The following is a 17459-nucleotide window of genomic DNA, read 5'->3' as shown; positions in this document are numbered from 1 at the left end:
ATCGGCGTGCTCGGGGTCGGAGCGATGGGGCTTCCCCTCGCCCGATCCCTGGCGGCCGGCGGTGCCGACGTGCGTGTGCTCGACATCGACGAAGCTCGACGCCACGCGGCCATGGAGCAGGGACTGGCAGTCGCGACGTTGCTCGAGGACCTCGTCCATCACAGCGACACGCTCCTGACCGTCCTGCCCGGATCAGCGGAGGCAGCCTCTCTGATCGACGAGGGCGCGTTCGCAGCGCTCCTCCGTCCCGGCATGCTCTGGATCGAGCTCACGACCGCTGCGCCGGATGTCGTGAGCCGCGAGGCCGAGACATCTCGCAGGCGGGGCGTGGAGTTCGCGGCGGCAGCCCTGCGCGGATCGCCCGCCGACGCGCGCTCGGGTCGTATCGCTTTCTGGGCGGCAGGATCCGCAACCGCCATCGCCCTCGCCACGCCGGTTCTCACGGCGCTCGGCGGATCCTGCGCCGTGACCGTCGTGGGTCACGACCCCGCGCATGCGCTCGTCGTGAAGCTGCTCGGCAACCTGCTGTGGTTCGGGCAGGTCGTGGCCACCACCGAAGTGCTGCTGCTAGGTAGGTCGCTCGGGCTGGAGCCGCAGCGTCTCGTCCCCATCCTCCGCGACGGCCCGGGGGCGAGTGCGTATCTCGCGGAGCACGTCGACCCGCTCCTCGAAGGCGACCACCTCGACTCGTTCCGTGTCGACCGGGTCGTCGAGGAGCTCGAGATCCTCCGCGACAGTGCGTCGGCGGCCGCCACGCCGTTCGAGTTGTCCGCGCTCGTGCTCGCGATCCACGAAGAGGCACGCCGGCGGCTCGGCGCGGGGTTCGGCGAGCTGGCCGCCGCTCGACTCCTCGAAGACGAGTCGGGAGCGACGCTGGCGTCCGGCGGGCGTGCTACGAGTCGATCTCCCGGCGCAGCTCCGTCAGGCGGTCGGCCGCCGTCGACGACGTGATGTCGCCTCGGTCGAGAGCCTCGACGATCCCGAAGACGCGGAGTCGGAACCGCGCGCGCTCCATGAACGAGACCTCGGGGGAGGAGTCGAGCTTCGCGAGGATGTCGAGTCGCGCCGAGATGACATCGGCCTTGAGCGTGGTCTGCACGGGGTAGCCTCCTTGAACGTCAGGACGCTTGCGAGGCTGCCGGGCCGCCTGCAACGGTGCAGTCGGGGCGATCGTTCGTCAGAGAACGAGGCTGACTCGGCAAGGTCAGGGCCGAATACCTGGAGGATACGCCGCCTTCCTGGGGAGGGATCGGGGCAGGGCAGAAGTGCCCCCAGTGCCCGAGCAGGCGGGCTCGGAGGCCGGCCGGGTGACGGACCCAGCAGGATCGGTCACGCGGCGATCAGCAGCAGCACGGCGTCGGCGAGAACGAGAACGGCCGTCGACACGTGGATGCCGAAGGCGGTGGCTCGCGTGCCGCCGTTCCGCAGGACGATCACGGCGTCGGCGACGGGGATCAGCGTGAAGACGAGCATGAAGAGGCCGAGAGCGTGCGTCTGGCCGGTGAGCACGAGCACGAGGCCGAGGATCCCGATGCACGTGTCGCGATCGCCCTTGACGCTGAAGTACGCGGGATCGCCCGCCTGGCGCGCGGCCATCCCCTGGTGAGGCGCGGCTACTGTGGGCGCATGACGAACCCCGGCGCGCCCAGCCCCGTGAACACCGCCGCCGTCGCGGTCCGCCTTCTTCTCGCGGCCGCGTCGGTCGCCGGCGTCATCACGCAGCTGGTGATCGCGGTGAGGAGCGACTTCGGCCTCGTCAACTTCTTCAGCTACTTCACCACGCTCGGCAATCTGTTCGCGAGCGTCGTCTTCGTCGTCGGGGCCGTGCGGATCCTGCGCCCGATTCCGAGCACCCCGACGTGGGAGACCGTGCGCGGAGCCTCGGTCGTCTACATGGCCTTCGTCGGAATCGTCTTCAACACGCTGCTCCGCGACGCCGACCTCGGCGACCTGACGCCGTGGGTCAACGTGGTGCACCACATGCTCATGCCGCTGGTCGTCGTGCTCGACTGGCTGCTGCTGCCGCCGCGGCACCCCGTCGCGCTCCGCACGGCCCTGTCGTGGGTCGCCGTGCCGGTCGTCTACACGGCCTACTCGGTCGTGCGCGGCGCCATCGTCGGCTTCTACTGCTACCCGTTCTTCAACCCGGGCGCGGTCGGCGGCTACGGCGGCGTCGCCCTCTACTGCGTCGTGCTGCTGATCGCGTTCGTCGCTCTCGCCCTCGTGGTGCGGGCGATCGGCAATGCCCTCCACAGGCGCGCCTCGGCGGCGACCGCCACGGCCTAGGGCGAACCGGGTGCAGGAACTGCCCACCCCCGTCGACAGCGCCTCGCCGGGGCAGTATGTTGGCGTCGGCAACATACCCCGCCGACCGATGCCGACTGACGCAGGACCCCATGCACGAACTCGAGCCCACGCTCCCCGACCTCCGCGAAGGCGGCCCGCGTCGCTTCGCCGCGCTCCGCAACCGCGACTCGCGCCCGTACCTCTTCACGTCGGGCCTGTCGATGATGGCCGACAACACCGAGCACGTCATCACGTACTGGGTGCTGTGGCAGACGTTCCACTCGCCGGCGCTGGTGGGGTTCCAGATCATCAGCCACTGGCTGCCGTTCCTGCTGCTGTCGGTGTGGTCGGGCTCGCTCGCCGAGAAGTACGACTGCCGCAGGATCATCCAGGCCGGGCAGGTGCTGTTCATGCTGGTGTCGATCGGCTGGGGCACGCTCTTCGTGACGCACAGCCTGACGGTGTGGGCCGCCTGCATCCTGCTCGTGCTGCACGGCGTCGCCGGAACCCTCTGGGCCCCCGCCGAGCAGCTCCTGCTGCACGACTTCGTCGAGCGGCGTGACCTCCCGAGCGCCGTCCGCATGAACGCGACCTTCCAGAGCGTCGGGCTCCTGCTCGGCCCGGTGGTCGGCTCGGCGCTCCTGCTCTGGCTGGGGCCGATCGGCGGCATCTACGCCAACGTCCTGATCTACCTGCCGATGACGATCCTGATGATCCGGACGAAGTTCACCGGGCATATCCGCGACGCGGCCGACCTCGAGAAGGCCCCGCGGGTCACGCTGCGCGACACTCTGCTCGTGCTGGGGCGGATCCGCTCGAACCACCTGATCATCGCGATGATCGTCATCTCCGGGCTGATGGCCGTCACCATCGGCAACGCGCTGCCCTCGTCGATGCCGGTCTTCGCCGAGCGGCTCGGCGCCGGATCGTCGGGCGACCTCACCTACGGCTCGCTGCTGTTCGCGATGGGCATCGGCGGTGTGGTGGGCGGGTTCCTGCTCGAGGCCACCGGCGTCGCCAAGCCGAACCTCCGCACCGCGGTCGTGGCGACGATCGTCTTCGGCGGGGCCATCGCGGCGTTCGCGCTCACCGGCAGCTTCGTGCTGGCTCTGATCGCCCTCGTCGTGGCCGGCGTCGGCGAGATCGCGTCGATGTCGACGGCGCAGAGCGTCGTGCAGCTGGAGGCCCCGTCCGCCGAGCGCGGCCGCACCCTCGGCGTCTACGGGATGTTCGCGTCGGGCCTCCGCACCGGCGGCGGGGTCACTCTCGGCGTGGCCGGAGCCACCGTCGGGGTCGTGCCCGCGATCGGGATCCTCGCCGGCATCCTCGTCGTCGGCGCCGTCGTGGCCGCCGTCTACGCGGCGCGCCAGCGCCAGCGCCGCGTCCTCCCCACCTGACGCGCCGCCCCCGCCCCCCTCCCGCCCGCCCCCGCCCCCTCCCGCGTCCCCCCTTCACGCCGGTGAGGAGTCGCTGGTTGCTCGGCACGGGCGTCAGCGCCAACAACGAGCGACCCCTCAGCGGCTGATTGCGGCGTCAGAGTCAGGGGTTGGCGAGGGCGCGTGCCACCGAGTCCCACCACGCGACGGAGGCGGCGCGGACGGACTCGATCCGCGCGGCCCAGGCGGCGCGGATGGAGTCGCGGGTCTGCCAGACCTCGACGGCCCGATCGGCGGCGCTGCCGTCGATGACATCGGACGCCCGGACGACGCCGGTCTGGCCGAAGTTGCCGAGGGCCCCGGTGAGCTTGACGGTCGTGTAGTCGTCGACGGCGATGCCGATCGTGGGGACGCCGGCGGCGACCGCGAAGACGGCCGGGTGGTACCGGCTGGAGACGCTGAGGGAGGCTCCGCGGGCGAAGCGGGCGGCGGCTGCGCTGTCGGTGGTCCGCTCGATCCTGCTGGGGCGGGTCATCCGGTCGATGACCCGCCGGTGCGCGAGCGAGTCTCCCCGCTCGTCGCCGCCGCCGAGGGCGCTGAAGTGCGCGAAGAACACGATCTCGAGCCCGGTCTCGTCGGCGATGCGGTCGAGCAGGCGGGCCATCCCGGCGGCGAAGGCGTCCCGGTCGGAGTCGCCGACGTGCGCTGCGAGGGTGACCGAGCAGTACGGAGGTGCCGCGACGGCGTCGTCGCCGTCGGCGGCGACGGCGAGGAAGCTGGCGTCGTCGATGGTCGCCACGACGCCCGGGCCGCTCACGCCCAGGTCGTGGACGAGTGCGAGGGAGGCCCGCTCGCGCAGCCCGACGAGTCGAGCGGAGCCGAGCAGCTCGGCGACGAGCCGCCGGTCGTCTCCGACCAGCTCCGGGCCGATCGTCTGCCCGCTGACGACGAAGGGCTTGGCGAAGACGCGGGCCAGAGCGGCCAGCGTGGCCCGCTCGAAGATGTGCATCGGCCAGATCGACGCCATGTTGCCGCCACCCGAGACGGCGACGGCATCGGCGGAGCGCACGGCGTCGATGACCTCCCACGCCGGGTCGCCGTCCGAGAGCGCCGCGGCGTCGCCGGAGGCCGCCTCGATCACCCGCCGCATCCGCTCCTCCTGCAGGGGGCGGACGTCCGCGCCGCTCGCCGCGAACGACGCCGGGTGGAAGCCGATCGACGGCACCGCCGAGACGCCGTAGCGGCTAGCGGTCTCAGTGGGGTTCGACGAGAGGGAGACGATGTCGGTCGCGCCGCGGCGCCGGAGCTGGCTCGCGAACTCCTCGAACATGGCCTCGTCGCCGATGTGGATCATGTCGTCGAGGATTCCGACGTCGCCGAGAAGGACAATGTGCACGAGCGTCTCCGGAAGGGTTGAGCGAAGGGGGCCGTCCGATGCTACTGACTCGACGAGAGGCGGAATGCATCTCGACGGCCTAGAGTTCCGTCGCAGGCTTCGTCATGAGGCGTGTACCCCTGTACCCCGATCCCTTCGAAAGCCGACGCACCATGGGAATCCAGACCTCGCTCGACGCCGTCCGAGAAGCCGACCGCCTGATCGATGCGATGCGGCTCGCCGACGACCTCGCCTTCGAGGCCGGACGCACCGGCGGCGTCCGCACGATCCGCCTCCTGGCCGACGCGATCGGGGGCGACGACCAGCTCACCGCGATCGCCGCGACCCATGCTCTGGCCGAGGTCGTCGACGAGCAGGCCGACGCCCTCCTGTCCGCCCTCCTGTCGAGCGAGCGGGGATTCCTGCGCGAGCACGCCGCGGGTGCCCTGGGCTCGCGTCTCCCGAGGGCGGACACCATCGGGCGCCTCGTCGGGCTCGTGGTCGGCGGCGGATTCGGCGGCATGGTCGCGCAGCGCACCCTCGAGCAGTGGTCGCCGCAGGTGCCCGACCTCGTGGCCGTCGGCCTCGAAGGGGCGCTCCTGGGCGTCCGCGACGTCGCAGCCCGCTACCGGGTGGTCGAGACGCTCGGACTCGTCCGCGGGGCGGTCGCCACCCGGCCTCTCCTCTCCCTTGCCGAAGACGCCCGCGAGGACGAGCGGGTCCGCGTCGCCGCCGTCGCCGCCCTCGGGCAGCGGCGCGGCGACCGTCGCGCGGCGAGGGCCGTCGAGGGACTCTGCGCCGGCGACGGGTTCCTGGCCCAGGTCGCTCGCATGGCGCTGGTCGACCTCGCCGCCGGCGGAGACGACACCGAGCGGAGCGCCGACGGCACGGGTTCTCCGGCATCGGGCCTCACCGTGGCCCAGCTCTTCCTGCACGCCGACATCGACGCCGACCTCACCCAGGCGGGCAGCGGCGACAACGGCGGCATCGCGACCCTGCTCGTCCGCCTGGGCGACGAGCTGGCGCGGACCGAGTCGGTCGACCGCGTGCTCACCCTCTCCCGCGGATCGGTGGCGGGAGCGATCGAGAGCGTCTCCGAGATCGCGGCCTCCGAGTCGGGCCACCACTACGGCCGGATCCCGCTCCTCAGCGAGCCCGTGGCGTCGGCCGACGCGTGGCCCCTGCGCGTCGCGGCCCGACGGGGGATCCGCCGGATCCTGCGCGCCAGCGGCGGGGTCGACGTGCTGCACCTTCGGATGGCCGACGTGGGCAGCCTGGCGGCGGCCGACGTGGCCCGCGAGCTCGACGTGCCCGTCGTCTTCACGGTCGCGCCCGATCCGCACGCGGTCATCCAGTCGCTCGACCTGTCGGGCTCGGTGACGAGAGAGAACTTCGGCGAGGTCGACGAGCGCGAGCACTACTGGTTCCGAAGCCGGCTGGTGCAGGAACTCGCGGCCGACGCCGCCCACACCGTGCTCTTTCCCCGCCCCTCGCTCGAGCGCGACATGCGGGAGCTCGTCGGCATCGACATCACGGCGCACCCCGAGCGCCACACCGTCGTGCCCGAGGGCATCGACCTGGTCGTCGTCGACCGGGCCGTGGCCGAGGCCCGGGCTCACGCCGACGGCGCCGAGGCCAGCGTGCCCCTGGCCGAGCTCCGCGAGCTCGTCGGGGAGCTCCCCGAGGCGCGCCGCTCGCTGCCGCTGATCGTGAGCGTCGGACGTCTGCACCGGGTCAAGGGGATGGCCACCATCGTGTCGGCCTGGGCCGAGAGCGACCTGCGTGATCGCGCCAACCTCCTCGTGATCGGCGGCAACCTCGAGGCGCCGAGCGGCGACGAGCGCGAGCAGCTCGCGCTGATGGACGCCGTCGTGCCCGCCGACCGACGCCGTGACGCCGGCCTGATCCTGCCCGGGCACCGCCCCAACGACACCGTCGCCCGCTGGGTCGCCGCCGCGCGCTTCGGCCTGCCCGGTCTCAGCTCCGGCCGCGGTGTCTACGTGTGCGGAAGCCTGAAGGAGGAGTTCGGCATCGCGCTGCTCGAGGCGATGGGGTCGGGCCTGCTCGTCGTGGCTCCCGACGGCGGCGGCCCCGCGACCTACGTCGAGCGCGGCGTCACCGGCTTCCTCACCCAGACGTGGGACCAGGCGCAGCTCGGCGCGGCCGTCGACGGCGCACTGCGCGCCAGCGGCTCCGAGCCCTCGGAGGATCGTGCCGCCCGGTCGCGCCGCACCGTCGAGAAGGACTTCACCATCCAGGCGATGGCGGCGGCACTCGGCTCGGTCTACGGGGGCGTCCACGACGACGAGGCCGCCCTGCGCGACTGGAGCTTCGCGGCACGATGACACTGCTGATCATCAGTCCCGACTACGCGTCGCACCTGCTCCCGCTGGCCACCCTCGGCACGGCCTGGCTCGAGCGGGGCGAGCGCGTCGTCGTCGCCACCGGCAGCGCCACGGCGTCGATCGTCGAGTCGTTCGGGTTCGAGCGGGTCGACCTCGCCCTGGCGCGCGGGTCGAACCCCGGGATCATCCGCGCCGAGGACCAGCCTGAGGGCGAGGACGACTCGCTCCGCGGCTTCTTCGACGCCACCCGCGAGGGAATGGTCGAGACGCTCGCCTACCAGGCGGCCGAGCGGCTGACCGACCTCATGTGGCAGCCGGTCGAGACCGCGCGCGCGGTGCTGCGCGTCATCGAGGAGGTGCAGCCCGACCACATCGTCGTCGATCACCTCGCCTACAGCGCCCGACTCGCACTGACCGCGGGCAGGATCCCGTACGCCGACGTCGTTCTCGGCCATCCGAGCGCGCTGCCCGTCGCCGGCGAGGTCTACGGCTACCCGCCGTCGTGGCCGCGGGCTTTCAGCCCGGACGCCGACGCCCTCCGCGAGCTGCGCGACCTGTGCGAGCGGGTCAGCGAGTCGTTCACGGCCGAGTGGAACACGGCGCTCGCCGAGCTCGACCCGCAGGCCCCGCCCAGCGAGTCGGCGTTCTCCGAGCACGGGGAGCTGCTCCTGCTCAACTACCCCGCCGAGCTGCATGACCCGGCGCGCCCGCTTCCGCCCCACGCGTTCCTCGGGTCGTCCGTGCGCGTCGAGCCGCCCGACGCCGAGGTCGAGGAGTGGCTGGCGTCGTCAGACGAGCCGTTCGTGTACGTGAGCTTCGGATCGTTCCTGTCGGTGCGGGCCGACGTGGTCGCGCGCGTCGTCACGGCGTTGAGCTCGCTGGGGCTGCGGGGGGCCGTGGCGCTCGGATCGGCTGACCGGGGCGAGCTCGGGGCAGTTCCTGCGACCTGGCTCGTGAGGGAGTTCTTACCGCAGGTGACCCTGCTCGGAAAGGCGGCCGCGGCCGTGACCCACGGCGGCAACAACAGCGTGACCGAAGCGATGACGGCGGGCGTGCCGCTGCTCGTGCTGCCGTTCTCGACCGACCAGTTCGCCGGTGCAGAGGCCATCGAGCGGGCCGGGTTCGGGGTCGCGCTCGCTCCCAACACGGCGACGGCGGGCGAGCTGGAAGACGCGCTGCGCACAGTGCTCGCACTGCCCGCGGACGGGCTGGTGCGGCTGGCGCAGGATCTGCGTCAGAGCCCGGGGCGGACCCGCGCGTTCGACGCGGTCACGTCGAACACGAAGCGGGCCATGGCCTCGGGGTCGCCCGACACGTCGCGGTAGCGCTGCATGCGGGCCGCGTTCGCGTCGTAGTCGGGACCCTCGCGGACCTCGGCGGTGTGGTGCAGGGCGAAGACGCGGCCGACCTGGCGCCGCGGGGGCTCGCCGAGGAGCGTCTCGTGCGCGATGTACCAGGCGGCGTCCTCGAAGCCCCAGCCGCGGAATCGCTCGTCCTGGCCGCCGTGGCTCCGCCACGTCTCGGGGGTCGTCACGTAGACGCCCGAGCAGGCCCCGCGGACGAGCTCGAAGTCGCAGTCGGCGAGAGGCGTGCCCTCACGGAATGAGGCGGTGCCCTCGCGCCCCAGCCAGCGGTACTCGTCGTAGGGGAGATGGACCACACCCGAGGTCGGGGCGGCCGCGATCGCCTCATGCAGAGGTGCGAGCTCCGGGATCGTGTCGGCGTCGCCGATGACGACGACGTCGCCGTCTGCAACGCCCGCGACACCCAGGTTGCGGCAGCGGGCGAGCACGAAGACGTCGTCGTCGCTGTCGATGGTGACGACCTCGGCGTCGGGCAGGTTCGCCGCGTACCAGGCGCGGACATCGTCGAACGCGGGGAGACGGGAGGGCTGAGGGCGCCAGGGGAGCACGACGGTGACCATCCGCCGAGCCTACCTGCGCGCAGGCGCGCGCCTGCGCCTGTGCCTGCGCGCCCGCCCACCCGCCGGCCGGTGAGGAGTCGCTGGTTGCTCGGCGCGAGCCTCGCCGCCAGCAACCAGCGACCCCTCACCGGCCGGGAAGGGGGGGGGGGGGGGAGGAGGGGCGAGGGAGGAGGGGCGGGGGAGGGAGGGGCGCGCGTGCGACGCCGCGTGACGCGCGGGTCGCTATCGCGGCGGCGGGGGAGGACGATTGTTTCATGGCCGACCGCATCGACGAGCTGGACCCGACGCACGACATCCGTGCCGCCCGCACCAGCATCAAGTGGACCCGCTTCGCCCCCGACGTGCTCCCGCTGTTCGTCGCCGAGATGGACTACGGAATCGCTCCGGCCATCGAGGAGGCGCTGATCGCGCGCGTCCGGTCGTCCGACCTCGGCTACCTCGACGGCCCCGGGCCGCTCGCGCCCGCCTTCGCCCGCTTCGCCGCCGACCGGTGGGGCTGGGCCGTCGCCCCCGAGCGCGTCCACATCGCCACCGACGTCAGCGTCGGCATCGTCGAGACCCTCCGCGTCGCGCTCCCGGAAGGTGGCCGCGTCGCGATCGCGCCTCCCGTCTACCCGCCCTTCTTCGAGCTCGTCGAGGAGGCCCGATGTCAGGTCGAGACCATCCCGCTGCTCGAGAAGTGGGGCGTGTGGAGCCTCGACCTCGCCGGGCTCGAGCAGGCCTTCGCGCAGGGAGTGCGCGTCTTCCTGCTCTGCAACCCGCACAACCCGGTCGGCCTCGTGCACGAGCCCGCGACCCTGAGGGCGCTCGCCGGCCTCGCTGCGAAGTACGACGTGCTCGTGATCAGCGACGAGATCCACGGCCCCCTGACCCACCCCGGCGTCGTCTTCTCGCCGTTCGCGCCGATCGCGGCCTCGGCCGGCGCCCGCTCGGTCGTCGTGACGTCGGCCAGCAAGGGCTGGAACCTCGCCGGCGTGAAGTGCTCCGTCGTCGTCGCCGGTGACGACCGCTCGGCAGCCCTGCTCGACACGTTCAACGACGAGGTGGCCTGCCGCACGAGCATCCTCGGGCTGCACGCCAACATCGCCGCCTTCTCGACGGCGGTCGACTGGCTCGACGAGGCGATCGCCCGCGTCGTAGCCAACGACCGGCTCCTGAACGCCCTGCTCGCCGAGCAGCTGCCGGGCGTCGTCTACCACCGCCCGCGGGCCGGGTACCTGGCGTGGCTCGACTTCCGCGGCCTCGGCCTGGGCGACGACCCCGCCGTGCCCCTCCGTGAGAACGCCTACGTCGCGCTCAACTCGGGTCTCGGATTCGGCGCCGAGGGCCGGGGCTTCGCCCGCCTCAACCTGGCCTGCTCGCCCGACACCCTGCGCGAGGCCGTGGCGCGCATCGCGTCGGCCTACCCGTCGAGCACGCAGGCGGGGCCGGTCTGGCACGTCGCCTGACGGGGCTGCTGCTGCCGCCTGCCCCGCCATCGGCACGCACTGCTTCGGCGGGGGCTGGTCGGATTCGGCGTGTCTCCGGAGACCCGCCCGATCCGACCCGGACCCGCCCACACCGCCGCCTTGACCCACGCCTGCGGCCGCTTCTCACGTCCGGCGCCTGCGGCCGGTTCTAACGACTGGCGCCTGCGGCCGGTTCTAACGACTGGCGCCTGCGGCCGCTTCTAACGCCTCAGCGCCCGACGCGCCAACGCGTTGCCCCCGAACTGGCCGAGCTGCACCAGCACGATGATCGTCGCGACGGTGATGTAGACGACCGGCCAGTTGTAGCGCTGACTGCCGTAGGTGACCGCGAAGTCGCCGAGGCCGCCGCCGCCGATCAGTCCGGCCTGGGCCGACATGTCGACGATGCCGACGAAGATGAAGGTGTAGCCGAGGATGAGCGGGCCGAGCCCCTCGGGGATCAGCACGGTGAAGATGATGCGGATCGGGCCGGCGCCCACGGCCCGGGCCGCCTCGATCACGCCGGGCTCGATGCCGACGAGGCTCTGCTCGACGATGCGCGACACCGCGAAGGCGGCCGCGAGCGACAGCGCGAAGGTGGCCGCGTTCGGGCCGATCGTCGTGCCGACGACCGCCGACGTGAGGGGCGATACAGCGGCGATGAAGATGACGAACGGGATCGGGCGCACGATGTTGACGACGACGTTGAGTACCGTGAAGGTGACCCGGTTGCCGAGCAGGTTGCCCGGCCGCGTCACGTAGAGGCCGATCCCGAGCGCAAGGCCCAGGATCCCGGCGATCAGGATCGAGATGACCACCATGTAGAGCGTCTGCCCGATGGCCGTCACGAACACGTCGATGTTGCTGAGGAAGAAGTCCATCAGCGCTCCTCGTTCCAGTCGATACCGCGGGCGGAAAGCCCGTCGAGGGCGGCGTCGATCGCCGCGTCGTCGCCGGCGAGCTTGTACGTCAGGGCGCCGACGGGCCGCTGCTGCAGCTCGCTGATGCCGCCGAAGATGAGGTCGGCCGTGACGCCGTGCTCCGCGAACGCGGAGGTCACCACCCCGATGAAGCCGGGGATCTCGGCGACCTGCACGGTGGCGATCCGCCCGGGGTGGCTCTGCCGCAGGCGCTCGAGCGTCTCGGGAGAGGGGCGATCCTGCAGGACCGACCGGACGAAGCGCGCCGCGGCCGGCGTGGTCGGCTTCGCGAAGACGTCGTAGACCGGGCCGCTCTCGACGATCCGGCCGCCGTCCATGACGGCCACGCGGTCGGCGATGGCGCGGATGGCGTCCATCTCGTGCGTGATGACGATGATCGTGACGCCGAGGTCGCGGTTGACCCGCTTGAGGAGCGCCAGGACGTCGGCGGTGGTCTCGGGGTCGAGCGCGCTCGTCGCCTCGTCGGCCAGGAGCAGCCGCGGGTTCGTCGCGAGCGCCCGGGCGATGCCGACACGCTGCTTCTGGCCGCCCGAGAGCTGCTCCGGGTAGCTGTGCGCGCGGTCGAGCAGCCCGACGAAGTCGAGAAGCTCGGCGGTGCGGGCGTCGCGCTCCGCCTTGCCGAGGCCGGCGACGCGCAGCGGGTAGGCGACGTTTCCGGCGACGGTGCGCGAGCGGAACAGGTTGAACTGCTGGAAGATCATGCCGATGCCCTGGCGGACCCCACGGCGGTCGCGCTCGGAGAGGGCGGTGAGCTCCTGCGCCCCGATGAACACCCGGCCGGAGGTCGGGAGCTCGAGCGCGTTCACGAGGCGGACCAGCGTCGACTTGCCGGCTCCGGAGTAGCCGATGACGCCGAGGATCTCGCCGGCCTGGACTTCGAGCGAGACGTCGTCGACCGCGGTGCGCCGCCCGGCGGGGGTGTCGTAGACCTTGCTGACGCCCTCGAGCCGGACGAGCGCTTCGCCAGTCACTACTTCGACGCAGCCTTGGCGTCGGACTCGACGGTGGCGAGCTCCTTCTGCAGGTCGGCGGCGCTCGTCTGGCGGAACACGGCCGTGTCGTTGTTGGCCTCCTGCACGCCCTTCTCGACGCTGGCCGTGTGGTAGAGCTTCGCCAGGTTCAGGTAGAGCTCGTTGTCGGCATCCTTCTTGGCGGCGACGAACACGTTGACGTAGGGCGCGGCGCTCGACGACGAGGGGTCGTCTTTGAAGATCGCCTGCTTCGCGGTGAGGCCGGCCTGGGTGGCGAAGTTCTGGTTGACGATCGCCGCGGCGACCGAGCCGCTCTTGAGGGCGCCCGCCGTCTGGTCGGCCGAGAGGGCGGTGACGTCGACGTTGTGGGTCTCGATGTCGGTGACAGTCGAGAAGGCGGTGCCGCCGTCTTTCAGGGTGAGGAGGCCGGCAGCCTGGAGCACGAGCAGGCCGCGCGCCTCGTTGACGGCGTCGTTCGGAACGGCGACCTTGGCGTCGGCGGGCAGGTCGGACGCGTCGGTGTACTTGGTCGAGTAGAGCGGCAGCGGGTAGACGGCGGTGGCGCCGATCGGCTGGAGGTCGTCGCCGGTCGTCACGTTGTAGTTGGCCAGGTACTGGATGTGCTGGAACTCGTTGAGGTCGAGCTGCCCCTGCGAGAGCGCGGGATTCGGCTGCGTGTAGTTCGAGAAGTTCACGAGCTTGATCGTGACGTTGTACTTCTCTTTCGCGAGCTTCGAGTAGGTCTTCCAGTACGGCTCGGACCCGTCGGCGACGCCGATCGACACGGTCTTCGCCTCGCCGGTCGTCGACGACGACGGGCGGTTGACGACGATGATGACGACGACGATCGCGATGACGACGATCGCGGCGATGATGCCGATGATCAGCGGGCGGCGGTTGCGCTCGCGGGCCGGGAGCTGCGGGGGCGAGCCGTTCGGGGTGGTGGGGACGGACATGGCGGGCCTCTTTCCGGTGCGGTGAGAATTCGCCGAGCGTCTCGTGGTGACTCGGCGACGTCTCAGGGTGCCCGGGTTCGACACGGCCTGGCCAATCGGGCTGCAACCCGGCGTAACCTGCGCGAAACATCCGTGCTGGAGCGCAGGAACTGGCCACCCGCCGCCGGCTAGCTGAACAGACCGGGCGTGTTGCGCTCGTACGCCTCGAGCAGCGAGCCGGCGAGTCGGGTCGACGGGACGAGCGGGTGCAGCGCCAGCGCCGTGAAGGCCAGGCGGCGGTCGCGCTCCAGGGCGGCGCGAATCGTCAGCTGCTCGACGCCCTTCATCTGGAGTATCAGGCCGACCTCGGTGGGGCCGGGCGCTGTCGTGGCGAGCGGGTGCGCTCCGGCCGCGTCGACCAGGCACGGCACCTCGATCACCGCGTCGGGCGGCAGGGCCGGCAGGACGGTGCCGTTGCGCACGTTCACGATCATCGTCGCCCGCTCGTCGAAGGCGATGGCCCGCATGACGTCGAGCGCGACCCGCTCGTAGCCGCCTCCTTCGAGGCTCGGGCGCTGCTCGTCGTCGGCGCGCGCCTCCTGCATGTAGGTCGCCTCGCGGTCGAGCCGGGTGCGGTGCCAGGCGTCCAGCGCGACGAGGGGGTCGGCGGCGACGGCCTCGTAGAACCGGTGCTGCTGCTCGTGCAGGTAGTCGCCGCGGGTCGCGGGCTGCGCGGTGATCGCGGCCACAGCGTCGCGATCGTCGTAGTAGTAGTGCAGGTACTCGTTCGGCAGGGAGCCGAGTGTGCGCAGCCAGTCGATGCCGAAGACGCCGGCCTCCTCGAGGCCGCCCAGGAGCGCCCCGTCGGCGAGGGTCTCGGCGACGAGGTCGCGGCCGTCGACCGTCGCGTGGCGCAGCCAGCCCAGGTGGTTGAGGCCCACGTAGTCGAGGTGGACGCGGGCGGGCTCGACGCCGTGGAGCTCGGCGAGGCGACGGCCCAGGCCGCTCGGGGTGTCGCAGATGCCGATGACGCGGTCGCCGAGAACGGTCTGCATCGCCTCGGTGATCATGCCCGCCGGGTTCGTGAAGTTGATGACGTACGCGGTCGGGCACACCGCGGCCACCCGCTCGGCGACGTTCATGGCGACGGGGATGGTGCGGAGCGCGTAGGCGATTCCGCCGGGGCCGGTGGTCTCCTGGCCGAGCACGCCGAGGTCGAGTGCCGCGTGCTCGTCGGCCGCGCGCCCCGCCGTGCCGCCGACCCGGACGGCCGAGAACACGAAGGACGCCCCCGCGAGCGCCTCGTCGAGCACGGTCGTCGGCTCGATCCGGATCGGGTGACCGGCCGGGCGGATCTGCTCGAGCACGTGGACGATGACCGCCAGGCGCTGGGCCGAGGTGTCGTACAGCGAGACGGTGTCGATGGTCGCGTCGTCGCCGACGAGGGCCGAGAAGACGAGCGGCACGCGGAACCCGCCGCCGCCGAGGATCGCGAGCTTCATGGACGCAGGCTACAGGCGGCGGGCGCGATGCTCGTCGAGCTCCTCGACGCTAAGCGCCCGGCGCCGCCGACTTCGGCCCCGCGCGGCGCTCCGCCTCGAGGCGCTCGGCCTCCTCGCCCGAGATGGCCTCCCCGCGCGCGACCATGCCCGAGACGTCTGACAGCGGGATCTCCTTCAGGAACAGCGACAGCACGAACGCGATCGCGACGAGGGGGATCAGGTACCAGAACACCGGGGCGAGCGAGTCGGCGTACGCGGCCACGACGAGGTCGTGGATCGCGGTCGGCAGCTTGTTCAGGGCGGCGGGGTCGAGCGTCGAGGTCGACGACGCCGCGTCGGACGCCGAGGCGCCGGCGCTCGTGAACACGTCGGTGAGCTTCTCGGTCAGTCGGCTCGTGAAGATCGCGCCGAAGACGGCGACGCCCAGGGCCGAGCCGACCTCCCGGAAGTAGTTGTTCGTGCTGGTTGCGGTGCCGACGTCTTTCGCGGGGACCGAGTTCTGCACCACGAGCACGACCACCTGCATGATCGAGCCGAGGCCGGCACCGAAGATGAACAGGAACACGCAGATCAGCCAGATCGGGGTGTCGGCGGTCAGGGTCGTCATCAGGAACATGGCGACGCCGACGAGCACGGTGCCGATGATCGGGAACGCCTTGTAGCGGTTGGTCTTGGCGATGACCTGGCCCGACAGGATCGACATGCCGATGAGGCCGACCATCATGGGCAGCAGGAGCAGGCCCGAAGCCGCGGCCGATGCGCCGGACGCCATCTGCAGGAAGGTCGGAACGAAGGCGAGCGCTGCGAACATGGCGATTCCGAGCACGAAGCCGATGGCCGTCGCGATGACGAAGATGCGGTTCGTGAAGAACGACAGCGGGATGATCGGGTCGTCGGCACGGTTCTCGACGAGCACGAACAGGGTGCCGGCGACGAGCAGGCCCGCGCCGAAGAGCCAGGTCTCGGGAGCACCCCAGCCGTGCTTGGCGTTGCCGCCGAACTCGGTGAAGAAGATGAGGCAGGCGGTCGTGATCGAGAGCAGCGCGACCCCGCCGACGTCGATCCTGCGGGTCGCCTTCTTGTTCGGCAGCGTCAGGGTGAACCAGGCGATGGCGAACGCGGCGATGCCGACGGGGATGTTGATGTAGAAGGCCCAGTGCCAGGTGAGGTGGTCGACGAAGAAGCCGCCGAGCAGGGGTCCGCCGACCGCGGCGAGGCCGAAGATGCCGCCGAGCGGACCGAGGTACTTGCCGCGCTCGGACGCCGGCACGATGTCGGCGATGATCGCCTGCGACAGGATCATCAGGCCGCCGCCGCCCAGGCCCTGGATGGCGCGGAAGACGACGAACATCCAGAAGTCGGTCGAGAAGGCGCAGGCTGCCGATGCGATCGTGAAGATGGCGATGGCGATCAGGAAGAGGTTGCGCCGCCCGAGCACGTCGCCGAACTTGCCGTAGATCGGCATGACGATGGTCGTCGCGAGCAGGTAGGCCGTGGTGATCCAGGCCTGGTTCTCGACGCCGCCGAGCTGGCCGACGATCGTCGGCATGGCCGTCGACACGATCGTCTGGTCGAGGCTCGACAGGAGCATGCCCGCGATGAGCGCGGCGAAGATGATCCAGATGCGGCGCTGCGTGAGCAGCAGCGGCCCGTCGCCGGTCGTGGGAGGGGCGGTCTTCTCGGTCGTCATGCGGTGTGCACCAGGCTTCTCGTGGGGGTGATCGTCGGAGCGGTCGTCGGAGGGGGAGGGGGAGCGAACAGGGCCCGGGCCGACTCGACCCGCGCGTGCAGGAGGTCGGCGAAGGCGACGTCGTCGTCCCCTCGGAGGACGGCCTCGAAGGCGAGGCGCACGAGAGCCTGGAAGGCGACCAGCGCGACCTCGACCTCGACGCGGTCGGGGTGGCCCCGGCGGGCGGTGATGCGGTCGATCAGCAGTTCCTGCTCGGCTCGACCCGACTGGATCATCGCCGTGATCAGCTTCGGCTCGCGCTGCAGGGCGCCGACGAGGTCGTCGAGGTCGGACGCCGTCGGGCCCATCGCGGCGAAGTGCTCGACGGCCAGGTCGGTCAGGTCGTCGACGAGCGGTCGCCGTGAGCTCGCATCACGGTCGCGGGCCTCGAGGAAGGCGCCGAGCAGGTCGTCGTCGAAGCTGTTCTCGACGCCGAGCACCGCGGACTCCTTCGTCGGGAAGTAGTTGAAGAAGGTGCGGCGCGAGATGCCGACGCCGTCGCAGAGCTCCTGGACGGTGAAGCCGCTCAGGCCCGACTCGGCGGTGCGGCGACGCGCCTGCGAGACCAGGGCGGAGCGGACGCGGAGCTGGCGCGCGTCGGGGTCGGAGGTCACCGATGAATGATTG

Annotated in this window: 16 protein-coding genes; 6 read left to right on the top strand and 10 right to left on the bottom strand. The window is 71.6% G+C overall.

Features of this window, described 5'->3' with window-relative positions:
* Nucleotides 1-6 precede the first annotated feature (6 nt).
* Nucleotides 7-951: an NAD(P)-dependent oxidoreductase gene (locus tag AC3CBB_RS08910; RefSeq protein ID WP_488624299.1), complete on the top strand. Its 945-nt coding sequence runs from the start codon at nucleotides 7-9 to the stop codon at nucleotides 949-951.
* Here AC3CBB_RS08910 and AC3CBB_RS08905 read toward each other — a convergent pair.
* Together AC3CBB_RS08905 and AC3CBB_RS08900 are read right to left on the bottom strand one after the other, a co-directional pair.
* Complete coding sequence (locus tag AC3CBB_RS08905) at nucleotides 893-1099, bottom strand: hypothetical protein (RefSeq protein WP_488624298.1); 207 nt, start codon at nucleotides 1097-1099, stop codon at nucleotides 893-895. The two genes, AC3CBB_RS08910 and AC3CBB_RS08905, sit on opposite strands and share 59 nt — an antisense overlap.
* Before the next feature lie 230 nt (nucleotides 1100-1329).
* Entirely contained in the window at nucleotides 1330-1722 is a 393-nt protein-coding gene (locus AC3CBB_RS08900) for a DUF4267 domain-containing protein (protein ID WP_488626731.1), read from the bottom strand.
* Here AC3CBB_RS08900 and AC3CBB_RS08895 point away from each other — a divergent pair.
* On the top strand, nucleotides 1627-2286 hold the full coding sequence (locus AC3CBB_RS08895; RefSeq protein ID WP_488624297.1) for a Pr6Pr family membrane protein: 660 nt from the start codon (nucleotides 1627-1629) through the stop codon (nucleotides 2284-2286). The genes AC3CBB_RS08900 and AC3CBB_RS08895 overlap by 96 nt on opposite strands.
* Before the next feature lie 110 nt (nucleotides 2287-2396).
* Nucleotides 2397-3683 (top strand): MFS transporter, encoded by a 1287-nt coding sequence (locus AC3CBB_RS08890; RefSeq protein ID WP_488624296.1) that lies wholly within the window; start codon nucleotides 2397-2399, stop codon nucleotides 3681-3683.
* A 142-nt stretch (nucleotides 3684-3825) separates the two neighbouring features.
* Here AC3CBB_RS08890 and AC3CBB_RS08885 read toward each other — a convergent pair whose 3' ends face one another.
* Nucleotides 3826-5058: a polysaccharide pyruvyl transferase family protein gene (locus AC3CBB_RS08885; protein WP_488624295.1), complete on the bottom strand. Its 1233-nt coding sequence runs from the start codon at nucleotides 5056-5058 to the stop codon at nucleotides 3826-3828.
* A 152-nt stretch (nucleotides 5059-5210) separates the two neighbouring features.
* Between AC3CBB_RS08885 and AC3CBB_RS08880 the strand changes: the two genes are divergently transcribed.
* Both AC3CBB_RS08880 and AC3CBB_RS08875 read left to right on the top strand, forming a co-directional pair.
* Nucleotides 5211-7382 carry a glycosyltransferase gene (locus AC3CBB_RS08880; RefSeq protein ID WP_488624294.1) on the top strand — a complete coding sequence of 724 codons (2172 nt, stop codon included), beginning with the start codon at nucleotides 5211-5213 and terminating at the stop codon, nucleotides 7380-7382.
* Complete coding sequence (locus AC3CBB_RS08875; RefSeq protein WP_488624293.1) at nucleotides 7379-8707, top strand: nucleotide disphospho-sugar-binding domain-containing protein; 1329 nt, start codon at nucleotides 7379-7381, stop codon at nucleotides 8705-8707. Before AC3CBB_RS08880 ends, AC3CBB_RS08875 begins: the two co-directional genes overlap by 4 nt.
* On the opposite strand, the gene AC3CBB_RS08870 is transcribed toward AC3CBB_RS08875, so the two are convergent.
* Nucleotides 8617-9306, bottom strand: a complete 690-nt coding sequence (locus tag AC3CBB_RS08870) for a hypothetical protein (RefSeq protein ID WP_488624292.1) — start codon at nucleotides 9304-9306, stop codon at nucleotides 8617-8619. The two genes, AC3CBB_RS08875 and AC3CBB_RS08870, sit on opposite strands and share 91 nt — an antisense overlap.
* A 254-nt stretch (nucleotides 9307-9560) precedes the next feature.
* On the opposite strand from AC3CBB_RS08870, the gene AC3CBB_RS08865 reads away from it, so the two are divergent.
* Nucleotides 9561-10754, top strand: coding sequence for a MalY/PatB family protein (locus AC3CBB_RS08865; protein WP_488624291.1), 1194 nt, complete (start codon nucleotides 9561-9563; stop codon nucleotides 10752-10754).
* Nucleotides 10755-10975: 221 nt separating this feature from the next.
* Here AC3CBB_RS08865 and AC3CBB_RS08860 read toward each other — a convergent pair whose 3' ends face one another.
* The 6 genes from AC3CBB_RS08860 to AC3CBB_RS08835 all read right to left on the bottom strand — a co-directional run bounded on the left by AC3CBB_RS08860 (nucleotide 10976) and on the right by AC3CBB_RS08835 (nucleotide 17446).
* Nucleotides 10976-11635: a methionine ABC transporter permease gene (locus tag AC3CBB_RS08860; RefSeq protein ID WP_123507198.1), complete on the bottom strand. Its 660-nt coding sequence runs from the start codon at nucleotides 11633-11635 to the stop codon at nucleotides 10976-10978.
* Nucleotides 11635-12666 (bottom strand): methionine ABC transporter ATP-binding protein, encoded by a 1032-nt coding sequence (locus AC3CBB_RS08855; protein WP_488624290.1) that lies wholly within the window; start codon nucleotides 12664-12666, stop codon nucleotides 11635-11637. Before AC3CBB_RS08855 ends, AC3CBB_RS08860 begins: the two co-directional genes overlap by 1 nt.
* On the bottom strand, nucleotides 12666-13622 hold the full coding sequence (locus AC3CBB_RS08850) for a MetQ/NlpA family ABC transporter substrate-binding protein (RefSeq protein ID WP_488624289.1): 957 nt from the start codon (nucleotides 13620-13622) through the stop codon (nucleotides 12666-12668). Before AC3CBB_RS08850 ends, AC3CBB_RS08855 begins: the two co-directional genes overlap by 1 nt.
* A gap of 167 nt (nucleotides 13623-13789) precedes the next feature.
* Nucleotides 13790-15103 (bottom strand): 6-phospho-beta-glucosidase, encoded by a 1314-nt coding sequence (locus AC3CBB_RS08845; RefSeq protein WP_488624288.1) that lies wholly within the window; start codon nucleotides 15101-15103, stop codon nucleotides 13790-13792.
* 49 nt (nucleotides 15104-15152) lie between these two features.
* Nucleotides 15153-16793, bottom strand: a complete 1641-nt coding sequence (locus AC3CBB_RS08840; protein WP_488624287.1) for an MDR family MFS transporter — start codon at nucleotides 16791-16793, stop codon at nucleotides 15153-15155.
* On the bottom strand, nucleotides 16790-17446 hold the full coding sequence (locus tag AC3CBB_RS08835) for a TetR/AcrR family transcriptional regulator (RefSeq protein ID WP_488624286.1): 657 nt from the start codon (nucleotides 17444-17446) through the stop codon (nucleotides 16790-16792). Before AC3CBB_RS08835 ends, AC3CBB_RS08840 begins: the two co-directional genes overlap by 4 nt.
* Between the last annotated feature and the right edge of the window lie 13 nt (nucleotides 17447-17459).

The sequence above is a fragment of the Frondihabitans sp. OV104 genome, from assembly GCF_057787745.1.
Note: the sequence above shows the minus strand (reverse complement) of the source record. Positions and strands in the feature narration are given on the sequence as shown.